This is a genomic window from Xenorhabdus indica (assembly GCF_014467235.1).
Taxonomy (GTDB): domain Bacteria; phylum Pseudomonadota; class Gammaproteobacteria; order Enterobacterales; family Enterobacteriaceae; genus Xenorhabdus; species Xenorhabdus indica.
The window spans coordinates 146,319-164,515 of the sequence record NZ_NKHP01000003.1 but is presented as its reverse complement, the minus strand read 5'-3'; the positions used below and the strand labels follow the sequence as shown (position 1 = coordinate 164,515).

The 18,197-nt window shown below is 41.4% G+C and carries 16 protein-coding genes and 1 other annotated feature; of the genes, 10 read left to right on the top strand and 6 right to left on the bottom strand.

Annotated features, from left to right (window positions below; all coding sequences use genetic code 11):
- Nucleotides 1–47: 47 nt before the first annotated feature.
- Both Xind_RS24805 and Xind_RS24800 read right to left on the bottom strand, forming a co-directional pair.
- Nucleotides 48–1,346: an HlyC/CorC family transporter gene (locus tag Xind_RS24805; RefSeq protein ID WP_047678720.1), complete on the bottom strand. Its 1,299-nt coding sequence runs from the start codon at nucleotides 1,344–1,346 to the stop codon at nucleotides 48–50.
- A 54-nt stretch (nucleotides 1,347–1,400) separates the two neighbouring features.
- A complete protein-coding gene (locus Xind_RS24800; protein WP_047678717.1) occupies nucleotides 1,401–2,192 on the bottom strand; it encodes a cytochrome C assembly family protein in 792 nt (263 codons plus the stop codon).
- Between the two features lie 215 nt (nucleotides 2,193–2,407).
- On the opposite strand from Xind_RS24800, the gene ffh reads away from it, so the two are divergent.
- The 5 genes from ffh (at nucleotide 2,408) to rplS (ending at nucleotide 5,928) form a co-directional block, all read left to right on the top strand.
- On the top strand, nucleotides 2,408–3,769 hold the full coding sequence (gene ffh / locus Xind_RS24795; RefSeq protein WP_047678714.1) for a signal recognition particle protein: 1,362 nt from the start codon (nucleotides 2,408–2,410) through the stop codon (nucleotides 3,767–3,769).
- A gap of 137 nt (nucleotides 3,770–3,906) precedes the next feature.
- Nucleotides 3,907–4,155 carry a 30S ribosomal protein S16 gene (gene rpsP, locus Xind_RS24790; RefSeq protein WP_047678711.1) on the top strand — a complete coding sequence of 83 codons (249 nt, stop codon included), beginning with the start codon at nucleotides 3,907–3,909 and terminating at the stop codon, nucleotides 4,153–4,155.
- Nucleotides 4,156–4,173: 18 nt separating this feature from the next.
- Nucleotides 4,174–4,722, top strand: a complete 549-nt coding sequence (gene rimM / locus Xind_RS24785) for a ribosome maturation factor RimM (RefSeq protein ID WP_047678708.1) — start codon at nucleotides 4,174–4,176, stop codon at nucleotides 4,720–4,722.
- A 34-nt stretch (nucleotides 4,723–4,756) separates the two neighbouring features.
- Nucleotides 4,757–5,509: a tRNA (guanosine(37)-N1)-methyltransferase TrmD gene (gene trmD / locus Xind_RS24780; RefSeq protein ID WP_047678705.1), complete on the top strand. Its 753-nt coding sequence runs from the start codon at nucleotides 4,757–4,759 to the stop codon at nucleotides 5,507–5,509.
- A gap of 65 nt (nucleotides 5,510–5,574) precedes the next feature.
- Nucleotides 5,575–5,928: a 50S ribosomal protein L19 gene (rplS, locus tag Xind_RS24775; RefSeq protein WP_047678702.1), complete on the top strand. Its 354-nt coding sequence runs from the start codon at nucleotides 5,575–5,577 to the stop codon at nucleotides 5,926–5,928.
- Nucleotides 5,929–6,076: 148 nt separating this feature from the next.
- Here rplS and Xind_RS24770 read toward each other — a convergent pair whose 3' ends face one another.
- Complete coding sequence (locus tag Xind_RS24770; RefSeq protein ID WP_047678699.1) at nucleotides 6,077–7,420, bottom strand: anaerobic C4-dicarboxylate transporter; 1,344 nt, start codon at nucleotides 7,418–7,420, stop codon at nucleotides 6,077–6,079.
- A gap of 499 nt (nucleotides 7,421–7,919) precedes the next feature.
- On the opposite strand from Xind_RS24770, the gene Xind_RS24765 reads away from it, so the two are divergent.
- Nucleotides 7,920–9,014, top strand: coding sequence for a 3-deoxy-7-phosphoheptulonate synthase (locus Xind_RS24765; protein ID WP_047678696.1), 1,095 nt, complete (start codon nucleotides 7,920–7,922; stop codon nucleotides 9,012–9,014).
- Nucleotides 9,015–9,019: 5 nt separating this feature from the next.
- Nucleotides 9,020–10,141, top strand: a complete 1,122-nt coding sequence (gene tyrA / locus Xind_RS24760) for a bifunctional chorismate mutase/prephenate dehydrogenase (RefSeq protein WP_047678694.1) — start codon at nucleotides 9,020–9,022, stop codon at nucleotides 10,139–10,141.
- Between the two features lie 51 nt (nucleotides 10,142–10,192).
- On the opposite strand, the gene pheA is transcribed toward tyrA, so the two are convergent.
- The 3 genes from pheA to bamD all read right to left on the bottom strand — a co-directional run bounded on the left by pheA (nucleotide 10,193) and on the right by bamD (nucleotide 13,121).
- Nucleotides 10,193–11,347 carry a bifunctional chorismate mutase/prephenate dehydratase gene (gene pheA / locus Xind_RS24755; protein WP_187649507.1) on the bottom strand — a complete coding sequence of 385 codons (1,155 nt, stop codon included), beginning with the start codon at nucleotides 11,345–11,347 and terminating at the stop codon, nucleotides 10,193–10,195.
- A gap of 91 nt (nucleotides 11,348–11,438) precedes the next feature.
- Nucleotides 11,439–11,559 (bottom strand) — a sequence feature (Phe leader region).
- Nucleotides 11,560–11,756: 197 nt separating this feature from the next.
- Nucleotides 11,757–12,089: a ribosome-associated translation inhibitor RaiA gene (raiA, locus tag Xind_RS24750; RefSeq protein WP_047678690.1), complete on the bottom strand. Its 333-nt coding sequence runs from the start codon at nucleotides 12,087–12,089 to the stop codon at nucleotides 11,757–11,759.
- 309 nt (nucleotides 12,090–12,398) lie between these two features.
- The gene (bamD, locus tag Xind_RS24745) at nucleotides 12,399–13,121 is read right to left on the bottom strand and encodes an outer membrane protein assembly factor BamD (protein ID WP_187649549.1); all 723 of its coding nucleotides are present in this window, start codon (nucleotides 13,119–13,121) and stop codon (nucleotides 12,399–12,401) included.
- 161 nt (nucleotides 13,122–13,282) lie between these two features.
- Here bamD and rluD point away from each other — a divergent pair, with 161 nt between their 5' ends.
- The 3 genes from rluD (at nucleotide 13,283) to clpB (ending at nucleotide 17,698) form a co-directional block, all read left to right on the top strand.
- Nucleotides 13,283–14,260: a 23S rRNA pseudouridine(1911/1915/1917) synthase RluD gene (gene rluD / locus Xind_RS24740; protein ID WP_187649506.1), complete on the top strand. Its 978-nt coding sequence runs from the start codon at nucleotides 13,283–13,285 to the stop codon at nucleotides 14,258–14,260.
- A 3-nt stretch (nucleotides 14,261–14,263) separates the two neighbouring features.
- On the top strand, nucleotides 14,264–14,995 hold the full coding sequence (yfiH, locus tag Xind_RS24735; RefSeq protein ID WP_187649505.1) for a purine nucleoside phosphorylase YfiH: 732 nt from the start codon (nucleotides 14,264–14,266) through the stop codon (nucleotides 14,993–14,995).
- Nucleotides 14,996–15,124: 129 nt separating this feature from the next.
- Nucleotides 15,125–17,698 carry an ATP-dependent chaperone ClpB gene (gene clpB, locus Xind_RS24730; protein WP_187649504.1) on the top strand — a complete coding sequence of 858 codons (2,574 nt, stop codon included), beginning with the start codon at nucleotides 15,125–15,127 and terminating at the stop codon, nucleotides 17,696–17,698.
- Nucleotides 17,699–18,197 lie beyond the last annotated feature (499 nt).

Below are 18,197 nucleotides of genomic sequence, written 5' to 3'. Positions count from 1 at the left end.
TACTGGCCGTAAAAATTTTGTTTTACGGCCAGATTTGCAACTTTGAGTTATTCTTTACTGGATTTTAATACTTTCTCTTTTTCCTGTTTCATCGGAATTACACGTACCTTTTTAATAACATTGTCATTCACAGAAAGAATTTCAAAATCGTACTCATTAATTTGTACCTGAACATTCAATTCGGGGATCTCGCCCAACTCTTCCAGGATCATACCATTCACTGTTCTTGGCCCGTCAGCGGGTAATGTCCAGCCAAATGCTTTGTTTAACTCACGGATATTGGCGGTGCCATCAACTAAAACAGTGCCATCACTTTGTGGTAAGACTTCTTCTGCCAGAGTAGGAGACATAGAAGTGGTAAATTCTCCGACAATTTCTTCCAAAATATCTTCTACAGTGACTAATCCTTGGATATCGCCATACTCATCAACGATTAAGCCTGCTTTTTCTTTATTACGTTGGAAGTTAACTAACTGGGTATTCAATGGAGTACTAACGGGAATGAAGTAAATTTTATCTGCTGCTTTGATCAAGTTCTTTTTCGTGAATTCCTTTTTCTCCATCATCAGACGATAGGCTTCACGTACTCGTAGCATACCAATAGCATCATCCAGAGAATTCCGGTACAACACTATTCTGCCGTGTGGTGAATGAGTCAATTGCCGTATAACAGATTTCCAGTCACCGTTAATATCAATTCCAACAATCTCATTACGGGGCACCATGATGTCGCCAACGGTGACTTTTTCAAGATCCAGTATTGAGATAAGCATATCCTGATTGCGGCGCGAGAGATGGGTGTTTGATTCATTCACAATCGTCCGAAGCTCATCTTTGCTAACCGCATCATTGCGAATGTCGGAAACTTTGATCCCCAGACAACGCATAAACAGCAAAGTAATCTTGTTAAATGCCCAAACGAGAGGCAGCATGATCTTTTGTAAAGGTCGCAGCAGAAAGCTGCTTGGGAATGCAATTTTTTCCGGGTAGAGCGCTGCGATAGTCTTGGGCATAACTTCAGCAAAAACCAGAATCACGAAGGTCAGTATACCGGTTGCAATCGCAACCCCTGCGTCACCATAAAGGCGCATGCCAACAATGGTAGCCAATGAAGATGCCAAGATATTGACAAGGTTATTACCGATCAGAATCAGGCTGATTAGCCTGTCAGGATGGCTGAGTAGTGATTCGACTCTCCGCGCGGAATTGCTACCTTGTTTTGCCAAATGACGTAAGCGATAACGGTTTATTGTCATCATGCCAGTTTCTGAGGCAGAAAAGTAGGCAGAAATGATAACCATGATGACAAGAATAATAATTAATGTGCCTGTTGAGACATGCTCCAAAGCAGAATTCCTTCCTAATGTTTATATAAACTGGCTACAGTGATTGTTTACTGCTTAATAAATCAAGAATTCCTGTAATAACCGATTGCCGAAAAAAGCAAGCGTCAGGATAAATGCACCAATCAGATTGAACCAAATGACACGTTTGCCGCGCCATCCTTCATGATAGTGTCCCCAGAGCAGGATGACGTAGATAAACCATGCAATGATAGACAAAACCGATTTATGCATATTTTCTTTATTGAAAATATCATCCATATACATGATGCCTGTACATAACGTCAATGTTAGTAAGATTACGCCAATTTGGGTAATGCGAAACATTTTGCGTTCAATGGCCATTAATGGAGGCATGCCAGAAGAAAAAGTCAGTTTTTTCTTTTTCAGTCGATAATCCAGCCAACCAACCTGTAATGCATAAAGTGCGGCAATAAGTAGAGTGGCATACCCAAGTAATGCTAACCCAATATGTATAAATAGCCCGATACTCTTCTCAAGATGTGTAATGAATTCTCCAGGCACCATACTGGCCAGAATCAAATTTATCATGGCAAAACTGTAAATAATGGGCAGTAAAAACCATGCACGGCCACGAAAGGCAACAATAGTCATAATAATGCAGACGAGTAAACTGACAATAGAGCCTAAATTCAATAGAGTTAGGTTTTGGCCACTGCTGACATGAAAAACCTGATACTTTAAGGCTATCGCATGGTTGATCAGTGCAACAGTTGCGAAAAATAGAGCCAGTTTTTGATAGCTGTTTTGTTGCCGTAATAAGCCCGGTACGATAAGCATCAGGCTAATGAGATAAGCAAGTAAGGCAATGATTGAAAATACCTGCATAAAGTTTTTCGTTTTCGCAATAGTGTTAGAAAAAGTGTTAGAGTTAATAGTGCTAAAGTTAACTCAAAATTCAAGTATACCGTCAGCAGAGATAGCCTCCAACCATTGTTAGCTATACTTGGGAATCTCTTTGCAGAGATTACATCATCATCGTGTTATAATCCGCTAAATTTGCCTTACAGGTAGACCCACTTGTAGATATCTGAGCTGAGACAATGTTTGATAATTTAACTGACAGACTATCGCGCACATTGCGCAATATCAGCGGTCGTGGACGGCTGACTGAAGATAATATTAAAGATACGCTGCGTGAAGTTCGCATGGCTTTACTTGAAGCAGATGTTGCATTGCCTGTAGTGCGTGATTTTATTTCAAGAGTCAAAGAAAGCGCGGTAGGGCACGAAGTTAATAAAAGTCTAACTCCTGGACAAGAATTCGTCAAAATTGTTCAAAATGAACTAGTGAAGGCGATGGGAGAGGTAAACAGCGAGCTAAATCTTGCTGTACAACCTCCCGCTGTGGTTCTTATGGCAGGTTTGCAAGGTGCTGGTAAAACAACCAGTGTTGCAAAATTGGGTAAGCTGCTAAAAGAAAAAAATAAGAAAAAAGTCTTGGTGGTTTCTGCTGACGTATACCGTCCGGCAGCGATCAAACAGCTTGAAACATTATCTGAAACTGTTGGAATTGATTTTTTCCCATCAGATCCGCAAGAAAAACCAGTTGATATTGTCAACAAAGCAATCCAACACGCTAAGTTGAGATTCTACGATGTGCTTTTGATCGATACCGCAGGACGTCTGCATGTCGATGAAGCCATGATGGATGAAATTAAAGAAGTTCACGCTGCGGTTAATCCTATCGAAACATTGTTTGTTGTCGATGCAATGACGGGGCAGGATGCTGCGAATACAGCAAAAGCATTTAATGAAGCACTGCCACTAACAGGGGTTGTTCTGACCAAAGTAGATGGTGATGCTCGTGGTGGTGCCGCTCTTTCTATTCGACATATCACAGGCAAGCCAATTAAATTCCTTGGTGTCGGTGAAAAAACTGATGCCTTGGAGCCTTTCCATCCTGATCGTATCGCATCCAGGATCCTGGGAATGGGGGATATGCTTTCACTGATTGAAGAGATTGAAAGTAAGGTTGACCGCACTCAAGCGGAAAAGCTGGCATCAAAACTGAAGAAAGGGGATGGTTTTGATTTAAATGATTTTCTCGAACAGCTTAAACAAATGCGCAATATGGGGGGCATGACAAGCATGTTGAGCAAAATGCCAGGTATGTCCCAGATCCCTGATGCTGTTAAATCCCAAATGGATGACAAAATTCTGGTTAAAATGGAAGCCATCATTAACTCAATGACCCGCAAAGAGCGTGAGAAACCAGAAATTATCAAAGGTTCACGCAAACGTCGTATCGCAATGGGGTCAGGTACACAGGTGCAGGATGTCAACCGCTTACTGAAACAGTTTGATGAAATGCAGCGCATGATGAAAAAGATGAAGAATGGTGGCCTGGCGAAAATGATGCGTGGCATGAAAGGTATGTTGCCACCTGGGCTTATGGGGCGATAATCAACAAAATTTCGAAAGAAAATGCTCTTTGGATTGCTTTTTGCGCCAAAGTGAGTAAAATTTTCGGGCTTTTTAATGGACAGCCGGACTCCATTCCTCGATGGAGTCTGGTTGTTTTGCTAACTAATGAGGATGTTATGGTAACAATTCGTTTAGCTCGTGGCGGCGCAAAAAAGCGTCCGTTTTATCAAGTAGTAGTGACTGACAGCCGCAATGCGCGTGATGGTCGCTTTATTGAGCGCGTTGGTTTCTTCAACCCTATCGCATCAGGGAAAGCTGAAGCTTTGCGTTTAGATCTGGACCGTATCGAACACTGGGTTGGTCTGGGTGCATCTGTGTCTGATCGTGTTGCTGCACTGATCAAAGACGCTAAAAAAGCAGCTTAATCTGTCGCGGTGGTAACAATGAGCAAACAATCTGGCCTGGAGCACCCTGTTGATCCAATCGTGTTGGGGAAACTGGGGTCAGCGTATGGCATACGTGGTTGGCTCAGAGTTTTTTCTTCCACCGAACAAGCCGAAGACATTTTTGAATATCAACCGTGGTTTATCCAGAGAGCTGGTCAATGGCAACACATTGAGCTGGAAACGTGGAAATACCACAATCAGGATATGATCATCAAAATCAAAGGTGTTGATGATCGGGAAGCTGCGAATTTACTCACTAACTGCGAATTAGTGGTGGATTCATCTAAATTACCAAAACTAGAAGCCGGTGATTATTATTGGAAAGACCTTATGGGGTGTCAGGTAATTAATACGGCTGGTTATAACCTTGGAACCGTCCAAGATATGATGGAAACAGGGTCTAACGATGTCATGGTAATAAAGGCAAACCTGAAAGATGCATTCGGTATCAAGGAGCGGTTAGTACCGTTTCTTGATGGGCAGGTTATCAAGAAAGTTGATCTAGCTACTAAAACTATTGAAGTAGATTGGGATCCTGGTTTTTAATCTCCGGTAAAACGGTTTAGGAGTGGGACGCTGTATGTGGATTGGGGTGATTAGCCTGTTTCCTGAAATGTTCCGCGCAATAACCGATTACGGGGTAACTGGTCGGGCAGTGAAAAATGGCCTGCTTAGTGTCGATTGCTGGAGTCCAAGGGATTTTACCTACGACAGGCATCGTACTGTAGATGATCGCCCTTATGGCGGTGGTCCAGGTATGCTGATGATGGTGCAACCATTAAGGGAAGCCATCCATGCAGCCAAAACTGCGGCAGGTATTGATGCAAAGGTGATTTATCTATCACCTCAAGGGCGCAAACTTGATCAACAGGGAGTTTGTGAACTGGCGGCAAACAAGAAATTAATTCTGGTTTGTGGTCGTTATGAAGGTATTGATGAGCGTGTCATCCAAACCGAAATTGACGAAGAATGGTCTATTGGTGATTACGTTCTCAGTGGGGGAGAAATCCCGGCTATGGCAATGATTGATTCTATATCTCGGTTTATTCCTGGAGTATTGGGTCGTCAGGCATCGGCAGAGGAAGACTCGTTTGCTGATGGGCTGTTGGATTGTCCGCATTATACCCGCCCTGAAGTGTTGGATGGGATGGAAGTTCCGCCTGTTTTACTATCAGGAAACCATGCAGAAATTAATCGCTGGCGCATGAAACAATCGCTTGGCCGCACTTGGTTAAGAAGGCCCGAACTTCTAGAAAACCTAGCTCTGACTGACGAGCAAAGGATGTTGCTGGCTGAATTCCAACGGGAATATCAGGATCAAGCAACGAATTAATCCAGACATATCCTTATGAAGGAATGTCTTTGATATATCAGTTTACCTAGGGTAAGAGAGTTATTATGAGCAATATTATTAAACAACTTGAACAAGAGCAGATGAAGCAAGACGTACCTTCATTCCGTTCGGGTGACACCGTGGAAGTTAAGGTATGGGTCGTTGAAGGTTCTAAAAAGCGCCTGCAGACATTCGAGGGCGTGGTTATCGCGATTCGTAACCGCGGTCTGCATTCTGCATTCACTGTTCGTAAGATTTCTAACGGCGAAGGCGTTGAGCGTGTATTCCAGACTCACTCCCCAGTCGTAGACAGCATCAGCGTTAAACGTCGTGGTGCTGTTCGCAGAGCTAAACTGTACTACCTGCGTGAGCGTTCTGGTAAGGCGGCTCGTATTAAAGAGCGTCTGAACGCTAAATAATACGCTTTTGCTACATCCGAAAGTTATCGTTAAAGGCCGGAATTTTTCCGGCCTTTTTATTTATCCGGTTTTTTGCAGAAAAATAAATAATCCGCAATCAGCGAGATATTTTTGTGAACTTTTTTATGTTATGAGCATACAGAGCCGATTACATAAAAGTACTCACTAAAATATACCCCACAGCACAAGCACTGCAGACACCAATCAAGCCCGGAACAAGGAAACTATGGTTGATGATAAATTTTCCGATCCTTGTTGTCCCGGAGCGGTCAAATCCAATACATGCTAGATCACTAGGGTAGGTGGGTAAAACAAAATAGCCGTAGGCCGCCGGGAAGAATGCGATTAAAAGTTTAGGATCAACACCAAGTTGTAATCCCATTGGCGCGATTGCAGTTAAAGCTGCGGCTTGGCTGTTAACCAACTTTGATACCAGGAACAATACTAACGCATAAGTCCAGGGGCTTGCTTGTACGACATCGTCTAATACCAGCTTCAGTGCGCCTAAATGGGTGTGGAAAAACGTATCACTCATCCATGCTACGCCAAAGACCGAGAAGATCGCAACCATTCCTGCTTTAAACACGGCACTATTGGCGATTTCACTGGTTTTGACCTTACATGTCATTAAGATAATAGAGCCAGCAATTAACATCATCATCTGGATAACCAGATTCATGGAAAGCGGTTTTAATTCTCCTTTGATTTCGAAAGAAGGGCGTAATTCTGTAAATGCACCAAACAATACTACTACTGCAATTGCAGCGAAGAAGATCCAGGTTGCTCTGTAAGCTTGTTTAGGAAATATTTGATCTAATAAGGTTTCTGAACTGCCATAGATAAACTCACGTTGTCTGGGATCTTTAATTTTTTCTTGGAATTCTTCATCCTTATCCAAATCTTTGCCACGACGCAAACTCCATAATGCAGCAAGTATTACTCCTGTCAGTGATGCAGGAATTGAAACTGCCAGAATTTCTAAGATTCCGTAAGTACGCCCAATACCATGACTGGCAGCAATAATTGACACTAAAGAAACAACGGCAACAGAAACGGGAGAAGCTGTGATTGCCATCTGAGAGGCAACAGAAGCAACAGCCATTGGACGTTCAGGGCGGATCCCTTTTTTTAAGGCAATATCACCGATGATTGGGAACATGGTATAGACCACATGACCAGTACCACAGAGGAACGTTAACATCCATGTCGTCAATGGAGCCAGGATAGTAATATGTTGCGGATGGCGGCGTAGAAGACGTTCAGCACATTGCATCATGACGTTTAGCCCGCCGGCAGTTTGCAACACGGATGCACAACCGATAACTGCAAGAATAGTGAGCATCACATCAACTGGTGGCTTACCTGGTTCCAATCCAAAAATAAATGTCAGTATAAAAAGTCCAATACCACTGATCAGCCCCAATCCCATGCCCGCATAACGCGTACCTATCAATAAGCATATAATTATTATGGCAAATTGCAGCGTTATCATATCTGTCCTTAATAAATGAGTAAGAAATAAAAGCTGATAATCAGCCGCTTTAAGCAGTGTTATTCAGCTATTCTTTATAAGTGTTGTTTTATAGTTTCAATCCAACACAAAAAAATACATATTAATATTATGAAAATACAAATATAAAAATGGGATTAAGATCTTATTTTTATCACATGATTTTTAAAGTAATTTATCTTCATTATAAATAAATCATGAATAGTAAATAAAATATTTCTATTGTGAATGATATTGTAAAATTTTATGATCTTGTTGTTAACATTAATGATATCTAATATATTTATTGTGAAAATTAAAATTTATTGAAATTATTAATATATTTATTAAATTTAATTACTGAAACAATATCGTGTAAACATTTATTTACGTTTTCGTAAAAAAATATAAACAATCGGATTGTATTCTTTACGAAGCATGGTATGTTATTTGCCAAACATCAAAAACAACGTTAAACAGACAAACAAAACAGGTATGAAAAATGATCATGCAAAAAGATGCGCTTAATAACATTCATATTCTTGATGAACAGATTCTTATTACACCAGAAGAGCTGAAGCAAAAATATCCATTGAGTAGCAGCGATCTGCATGCCATTACAAACGCACGTAATACTATTGCTAATATCATCCATCACAATGATCCTCGTTTGTTGGTAGTATGCGGCCCGTGTTCCATTCATGATGTAGAAGCTGCCCTTGATTATGCTCATCGCTTGAAATCACTTTCTGCCGAACTAAGTGATTGTCTGTATATTGTTATGCGCGTCTATTTTGAAAAACCCCGCACCACAGTTGGTTGGAAAGGTTTAATTAGTGATCCTTATATGGATGGATCATTTGATATGGATGCCGGATTACATATCGCCCGCCATTTATTACTGAACTTAGTAGAAATGGGATTGCCATTGGCAAATGAAGCTCTTGATCCTAATAATCCTCAATATTTGGGCGATCTTTTCAGTTGGTCAGCAATCGGAGCAAGAACAACAGAATCCCAGACTCATCGTGAGATGGCCTCAGGGTTATCTGTATCAGTAGGTTTTAAAAATGGCACTGATGGTAATTTAAATACGGCCATTAATGCCATGAAAGCCGCTGCTATGCCACATCGCTTTATGGGAATAAATCAGTCAGGCCAAGTTTGTCTGCTACAGACTCAGGGGAATCCGAATGGTCATGTAATCTTGCGTGGTGGGGTAGAACCTAATTATAGCCCTGAACATGTGTATGACTGCGAAAATCAAATGATTGGGGCGGGTTTGGTGCCATCATTGATGATTGATTGTAGTCATGGGAATTCTAATAAAGATTTTCGCCGCCAAAGCGTCGTAGTGGATTCTGTTGCTGAACAGATTATGGCCGGAAATCAATCCATTATTGGTATTATGTTGGAAAGCCATATTAATGAAGGGAATCAGTCTTCAGAATTACCTCGTTCTGAAATGCGATATGGAGTTTCAGTAACTGATGCTTGTATCAGTTGGCAAATGACTGAACAGTTATTAAGAAAGTTACATCGGCAAATCAAACCTCACTTATCAAAACGTAACATAATGATGCAACAGGCAGGATAATTGATATGGCAGCAGAATTATCTCAATTGCGGGAGCAAATTGATGAGGTAGATAAGGCTTTATTGAGCTTACTGGCTAAGCGCATGGCTCTGGTAGCGGAAGTGGGGGAAATTAAGAGTCAACTTGGCTTGCCTATTTATGCACCTGAACGGGAGGCCAGCATGTTGGCTTCTCGCCGTCAAGAAGCAGAAAAATTGGGGATCTCTCCAGACTTAATTGAAGATATTCTGCGCCGTATTATGCGGGAATCCTATGTTAGTGAAAATGATAAGGGGTTTAAAAAGCTCAACCTTCAAATGGGGCCTATCGTTATTGTTGGTGGTTCTGGGAAGATGGGAAGGTTATTTAATCGTTTGTTGACCTTGTCTGGTTATGAAGTTCGGATCCTTGAGGCAGATGATTGGGATCAGGCTGAACATATATTAGCTGATGCTGGTATGGTCATCGTCAGCGTACCAATCCATTTAACTGAAGCGATTATCCACCGATTACCACCTTTGCCAGAACAATGTATCTTAGTAGATTTGGCTTCTATTAAGCAGAAACCACTTCAGGCTATGCTTGATGTGCATAAAGGACCAGTTTTGGGATTACACCCGATGTTTGGGCCTGATGTGGGAAGTTTTGCTAAACAGGTTGTTGTTTACTGTGATGGATGCCAGCCAGAATCATATCAATGGTTTTTGGAACAAATATCGGTGTGGGGTGCACGATTACATAAAATCAGTGCGGAACAGCATGATAAAAATATGAGTTTTATTCAGGCATTACGTCACTTCACGACGTTTTCTTATGGCCGACATCTTGCACAAGAAAATATCGACTTACAGCAATTATTATCACTGTCTTCACCTATTTATCGGCTGGAACTCGCCATGGTTGGACGGTTATTTGCGCAAGATCCGCAGTTATATGCGGATATTATTATGTCCAGTCCTGAAAATATTGAGGTGATCCGTCGTTATCACCAGAGCTTCGGACAAGCCTTGGAATTACTGGAGAATAAGGACAAAACAGCGTTCATTACGAGTTTTAATCAGGTGAGTGAATGGTTTGGTGATGAGGCTAATCGATTTATGAAAGAAAGTAGAACGCTTTTACAGCAAGCCAATGATAGCCGGGTATAATAGCTTGAATATAGAGAAAGGAGACCGGATGTTGCCATCCGGTTTTCTATCTTAGAATGGATCTACTGTGATCACGTTTTCTGAGGGATAACTCCCCAATACTTTCAAGAAGCGAGTAATTTCAGATAGTTCCTTAAGCGCTTGTTGCATTTTCATAGAGCGCAAATTGGCCTGAACATCAATATAAAACATCTCTTCCCATGGTTTACCGTTTATTGGGCGTGACTCCAATTTACTCATAATAATATCGTGTTTTTTTAAGATAATGAGTGCATCGACCAGAGAACCTGCCTGTTGTCTTGTGTACATGATAAAAGTTGTCTTAGCGGGAACCTGATCTGATACTTCAATAGGTTTTTGGGCGACAACAATAAACCGAGTGCTGTTGTTTTGTTGGTTTGCCAGAGTATTTTCTAAAACCTGTAGACCGTAAAGCGCTCCCCCGGCTTCACTTCCCAATGCTGCTACTTCTGGGGAATTCAATTCGGTTACTTTCTGCATAGCAGCAGCTGTACTTTCACAGTAGACAATATTCCAGTCTGGAAATTGATTGAGGTATTGGCTGCATTGTTGGAAAGGTTGGGAATGGCTGTATACCGTCTTTATTTTCGAAGTATCACTTTCTTGGGCAACCAGTAAACAGTGGTTGATAGGTAGAGTGATCTCCCCGACCAAAGACAATGGGGTGTACTGTAATAGATCATAAACATCATTGATTGCTCCGGTACTGGTATTTTCGAGGGGCAGAATACCGTAATCCGCTTGACCAAGTTCCACTAATGAAAAGATATCTGCAAATTTGTGGCAGCTACATTCAATTAATTGATTGAAATGGCGTGCTGAAAATTGGCGAGCGGCAAGGTGAGAATAAGAGCCTCTGGGGCCAAGAAAGGTAATCCTGGCGGTATCATAAGGTGTTTGGTTCAGATGCTGTTGTAACAATGCTTGTTGTGTTAATACAGAATCTTCAATGATCATTTGGAACAAGCGGGTAATATAAAATCCGTCTAACCCTCGAGATTTACCTTTATTAATTAACACATCCAATAGTTCCCGTTCCCGGTTTTTATCTCTTATCGGGCGATGATCGAGAAGTTTGGTTTGTGCAATGTCGCTGGCCAATTGTCGGCGTTTTGCGAGTAGATCCAGTAAATCTGCATCAATATCGCTAATTTCTTGACGAAGGTTAATTAAATCTCGTTCCATAGTATATTCCTGACATTTTTATTATAGAAATAATTTTTATCTTTCAAATTACAGTTTTAAGTCTATTGGGTATATAAGTTGTGGCCTATAAAATAAAAAAACCTCCCATTGGTAGGGAGGTTTTTCTGTTCGTCTTCTTTTTATTTTTAAACGAAAAACCTCCTCATGGGAAGACAAAAAAGAAAAAGGAGAAGAACAAGGTAGCAATCATATCGTCTGTATGTATCTTATTTTTTGCAGAGTGAATAGTGTTCTTTAATTAACCTATTGGGCGAGGTATGTCAACATACCCGTTGTTTTTTTAAGTTGCAGTTTTATTCGTTATATCTTGGAATCCACGGGGTATCGAAAGGGGGTAAAGTCAGTAAAAACGCGCTCATTGAGCGCGCTAAGAAAATAAAAACGGTAGTTATATCTCTAAATTAAGATTGGACTCTTTCACACTATGATCTGCTCGGCGAGCTTCTCCTTTATGCTGAACTTTATTAAGTTGGCGTTCTAATTTTGTCAGCAACTCATTGATAGCTGCATACATATCTTCATGTTTGGCACTGGCAACTAATGTACCATTTGGTGTGCCGATTGTGGCATCAACCAGGAATCCTTGGGGTTCTTTTGAAAGTACAATATGTGGATTGATTAGATTAACTTGCCATTTATTCAACTTGTTTAGACGGTCTTCTACATGGCTACGAATTGCGGGGGTAATTTCCATTTGTTTACTGGTAATGTTTACTAACATATAGTTACCTCTTTATGTTACTCCGTCTTCGATGGTTTCAGCATAACGCTCTTTTACGGAAAAAGAATGATCTAAATCACTTTTATTCGGAGATTTAGAAGTGGATTGGTGAAACTGTGATTCACAATAAAGATATGGGTAATACTTGTTGCTAAGAGCGGCGTTATGCGTCATTATCGATTAGTTATGGTATTATCAACTCAGTTAACAATTCTAAAATTTAAATTGGTTTCATTGGGTAATGATGCTAGAAAAACAGCAGCTATACAGATAACTGCTGTTTTTGTTATTTGATACTTTTTTGAAACTCTATACCGGATTAGCTGCAATTAATGCTGCGACTTTATCTGCTTCGGTTTTAAGCCCTAATGCTTGATATGCTTTCTCCATGTAAGGCAGAGATTCTCTGGTTGAATGAGTATCGGGATAATCACGTAACATTTGTTCTGCACGATTGACAACTGCCACATAAGCACCACGTTTAGTGTAATATTGCACAACTGCAAGCTCATGTTTAGCTAAACGCTCTTTGAGGAAAATTAAACGCTTATAAGCATCTGCAGCATATTGACTGTTAGGATAGTAGCGCACTAACTGTTTGAAATCGCGGAAAGCCGCCCGCGCATTTTCAGGATCACGGTCTGAACGGTCAATCCCCAAAAAATCTTGCAAGAGATTATCATCCATCGCTTGTAATACCAGAGCCCGCATATACAGTACGTAGTCGATATTAGGATGGGTTGGATTCAGACGCATGAAACGTTCAGCAGATGCAAGCGCGAGAGGGAATTCTGCTGATTTATAATAAGAATAGATCAAGTCAAGCTGAACTTGTTGAGAATACGGCCCGAAAGGGTAGCGGTTATCAAGGGATTCCAATTGCTTAATAGCCAATTTATAGTTACCGTTTTGTAGTTTTTCCTGCCCATTTGAATAAATTTGAGATGGTGGGATATCAGGAACAGCATCTTTGTTGCTGGAGCATCCAGATAAAACTAGACTCAATGTGGCCGAAGCCACCAGATATTTCATGCGAATCATCACGTGTTGATTACCCTCTGATTGTTTTCTGGGAGACTATCCGCGAAGGACTATCCGTGAAGCTCCCGGCAAAAGATAGAGTTACAATAGTACACTATTTTAAATGAAACGGCCTCGCCGTCAAAACTCAACGTAAAATATAGAAATTATATATGGCACAACAAATACGACTTAATACAACAGTCGCTGAATCCCAGCTTGGTCAACGTTTAGATCAAGCTTTGGCTGAATTGTTCCCTGATTATTCAAGATCACGGATAAAAGAGTGGATTTTGCACGACAAAGTTCAGGTTAACGGCAAATTGATTAATAAGCCAAAAGAAAAAGTATTGGGCGGCGAAGAAATTTCCATTGATACTATTATTGAAGAGGATAGTCGTTGGGAGCCGCAAGATATTGAACTGAATGTTGTCTATGAAGATGGCGATATTCTGGTCATTAATAAACCACGTGACTTGGTTGTACATCCTGGTGCTGGAAATCCTGATGGTACAATATTGAATGCTCTGCTATATCGTTATCCTGAAATTGCAGATGTTCCCCGTGCTGGCATTGTGCATCGTCTTGATAAAGACACTACGGGTCTGATGGTTGTCGCAAAAACAGTACCAGCGCAGACTCGTTTGGTGGAATCTCTGCAATTGCGTGAAATTACCCGTGAATACGAAGCTATCGCTTTGGGACATATGACTGCGGGTGGAATAGTGGAGGAACCGATATCCCGTCACCCAACAAAACGGACCCATATGGCTGTTCATCCAATGGGTAAACCAGCAGTGACTCACTACCGAATCATGGAGCATTTCCGGGCGCATACCCGTTTGCGTTTGCGTCTGGAGACAGGCAGAACACACCAAATCCGTGTGCATATGTCCCATATTAAACATCCACTGGTTGGTGACCCGCTATATGGTGGTCGGCCTCGTCCTCTGAAAGGGGCTTCTGAAGAATTTCGCGAAGTGATGCGCAACTTTGATCGCCAAGCATTGCATGCCACTATGTTACGTCTTTATCATCCGATAACAGGTATTGAAATGGAATGGCACGCAGCGTTACCGGATGACATGGTTAGACTTATTGATGTAATGAAGGCAGATGCTGAAACTTTCAAAGACGAGATGGATTGGTAGGTAATGGCACCACTAATTTTTCCTGACTGGGCACAACCTGAAAGCGTTGGTGCATGTAGTACAACCCGGACGGGAGGTATCAGCCTGCCTCCTTATGATGGACTGAATTTAGGCGGCCACGTTGGGGATGACCCTGAATGTGTAGAGAAGAACAGAGAACTCTTAGTTGAACATGCTCATCTACCGCAGCAACCTATCTGGTTGAATCAGGTACACGGAACACGTGTCATCAGATTGGATGATCAATTAGTGGAAGATAATCGGGCTGATGCTGTTTACACAAATAGAGCAGGGCAGGTTTGTGCTGTAATGACAGCGGATTGTTTGCCTGTACTTTTTTGCTCCAGTAATGGAGATGAGGTTGCAGCAGCTCATGCAGGCTGGCGTGGATTATGTGCCGGCGTGCTGGAAAATACGGTAGCTCAATTCAGTGCAAAACCTGACGTGATCTGTGTATGGATGGGGCCAGCTATTGGCCCTGAAAAATTCGAAGTCGGGCGCGAGGTAATGGACGCCTTTATAGCAACCGATCCAAATCTGGAACAAGCCTTTACACCTTATGGTGTTAAATTTTTGGCAAATATCTATTTACTGGCTAGATTAAAGTTGCAGTCTATTGGAATAAATGAAGTTTTTGGAGGCACTGTTTGTACGGTTTCCGAGGAGAAGAACTTTTTTTCTTATCGTCGTGATGGTATCACCGGACGTATGGCAACTTTAATCTGGTTGAGATAACCTATCTCGCAGGACGATCTTTGGTGCATAGCATAAAGTCTCCAATTAACTTTTCAGAATACCTTGAATATTTAAGGAATGACCTTATTTAATCTCCAGTAGCAAATTCTGACCAGTATTGGAGGTGTTATGCGTCTGGATCGTCTTACTAATAAATTCCAGCTTGCTCTCGCTGACGCCCAATCTCTCGCATTAGGGCGTGATAATCAATTCATTGAACCTGTCCATTTGATGAGCACATTGCTTAACCAGGAGGGAGGTTCCGTTCGTCCTTTATTAATGTCCGCAAGGATTGATACGAGTAACTTGAATGATCGGATTAACCTGGCTTTGGATAAATTTCCGAAAGTGGAAGGTAGTGGCGGTGATGTGCAGATATCCAATGAATTAGGACGTTATTTAAATCTGTGCGACAAGCTTGCTCAAAAAGCAGGTGATAATTTCATTTCTTCTGAACTTTTTGTTCTTGCAGCGTTAGAAGAGCGCGGCACATTAAGTGACATATTGAAAGCTGCGGGAGCAACTAAAGATAAAATCACTGAGGCCATAGAAAAGATGCGTGGTGGTGAAAAAGTCAATGACCAAGGTGCCGAAGATCAACGTCAGGCCCTGAAAAAATACACAATTGATCTAACTGAACGGGCTGAACAAGGTAAGTTAGATCCCGTGATAGGACGTGACGAAGAGATTCGTCGAACAATTCAGGTATTACAACGTCGAACCAAGAATAATCCTGTACTGATTGGTGAACCTGGGGTTGGGAAAACAGCTATTGTTGAAGGGCTGGCACAACGTATTGTTAATGGTGAAGTTCCTGAAGGACTGAAAAACAAACGTGTGCTGTCTCTTGATATGGGAGCATTGTTGGCGGGAGCTAAATACCGTGGCGAATTTGAAGAACGTTTGAAAGGTGTTTTGAATGATCTCGCTAAACAGGAAGGTTCGGTCATTCTGTTCATTGATGAATTACATACGATGGTAGGTGCAGGTAAAGCTGATGGTGCTATGGACGCTGGCAACATGCTGAAACCCGCACTGGCACGAGGTGAATTGCACTGTGTTGGTGCGACAACATTAGATGAATATCGTCAGTATATTGAGAAAGATGCAGCTTTAGAACGCCGCTTCCAGAAAGTTTATGTTGCGGAGCCTACTGTTGAGGACACCATTGCTATTTTACGTGGCCTTAAAGAGCGTTATGAGTTGCACCACCATGTTCAAATAACTGATCCAGCAATTGTTGCTGCGGCGACATTATCTCATCGTTATATTTCTGATCGTATGTTACCTGACAAAGCGATTGACTTAATTGATGAAGCTGGAGCTAGTCTGCGTATGCAGATGGATTCTAAGCCAGAGGCATTAGATCGCCTGGAACGTCGAATTATTCAGTTAAAACTTGAGCAGCAGGCTTTAAAAAAAGAATCGGATGATGCCAGTAAAAAGCGCTTGGATATGTTGAATGAAGAGCTGGTGGAAAAAGAACGAGAATATTCTGAGCTGGAAGAAGAGTGGAAAGCAGAAAAAGCCGAGCTTACTGGTACTCAAAACATCAAGGCTGAATTAGAAAATGCACGTATTGAGTTAGAAAAAGCCCGCCGTAGCGGTGACTTGGCAAAAATGTCGGAAATTCAGTACGGAAAAATTCCCGAATTAGAAAAACTTCTTACTGCTGCGACCACAGCAGAAAGTCATCCAATGAGACTGCTGCGTAATAAAGTGACTGATGCTGAAATTGCTGAAATTCTTGCTCGCTGGACGGGAATCCCTGTATCCAGAATGTTGGAAAGTGAAAAAGATAAATTATTGCGTATGGAACATGAATTACACAAACGTGTAATTGGGCAAAATGAGGCTGTTGATGCTGTATCGAACGCAATTCGCCGTAGCCGTGCTGGTCTATCTGATCCAAACCGCCCGATAGGTTCTTTCATGTTCTTAGGACCAACAGGGGTTGGTAAAACTGAGTTGTGCAAGGCGTTGGCTAATTTCCTGTTTGATAGTGACGATGCAATGGTACGTATTGACATGTCTGAATTTATGGAAAAACATGCCGTTTCAAGGTTAGTGGGTGCTCCTCCCGGATATGTTGGGTATGAAGAAGGGGGGTATCTGACAGAAGCAGTGCGCCGTCGCCCTTATTCTGTCATTTTATTAGATGAAATTGAAAAAGCTCATCCAGATGTTTTCAATATTTTGCTACAAGTCTTGGATGATGGTCGTTTGACTGATGGTCAAGGAAGAACAGTAGATTTTCGTAATACCGTTGTAATTATGACCTCTAACTTAGGTTCAGACATGATTCAGGAGCATTTTGGTGCACTGGATTATGTAGGAATGAAAGATATGGTGATGGAGATAGTTGGCCGCCATTTCAGGCCTGAGTTCATTAACCGAGTTGATGAAGTTGTTGTATTCCATCCACTAGGAAAAGAACATCTGAAATCTATTACGAATATCCAATTACAGCGTCTATATAAACGTTTGGAAGAACGTGGCTATCAAATCACAATGACTCCATCAGCTTTGGAAAAACTGAGTGACACTGGTTTTGACCCAGTATATGGGGCACGTCCATTAAAACGGGCTATTCAGCAAGAGATTGAAAATCCGCTAGCTCAGCAGATCCTTTCAGGGAAATTGATGCCAGGTAAATTGGTCACATTAGATTTGGAAAATGACCATATTATTGCAAGACAATAACATTTTTTACTCAATTCACTTTGTGATGTTCTATAGATAATTATTTTTATAGACAATTATTGAGCAGTAATGTCGTTAAGCAATATAAAAAAATCTTACAAAGATGAAAGAGAGGTGAAAAAATCACCTCTCTTTCATCTTTGTAAGGTCAAAAATATATCTAAAAAGCTTATTTTGAATAATAAGCGATCGATTGAGTTATTTTTTTAAAATAACTGTTGCCAGTATCACAAAAGTCCCTATAATGCGCCTCCGTTGTCACGATGAATACACAAATGAATCAGCGTGACAAGAGCTGAAGGCCACGAAAATAAAGGCTTGACAGGCTGAGAGGAAGGCGTAAGATACACCACCTCAGGCAAGAAGAAAGAAATAACTTCTGCCAACGCTCTTTAACAAGTTAATCAGACAATCTGTGTGGGCACTCGCAGGACATTATCGACAAGGCCGAAAGGCCAGAAAGATTAAAGTCTTGAAGAGTGACTGAGACAGTTAATTC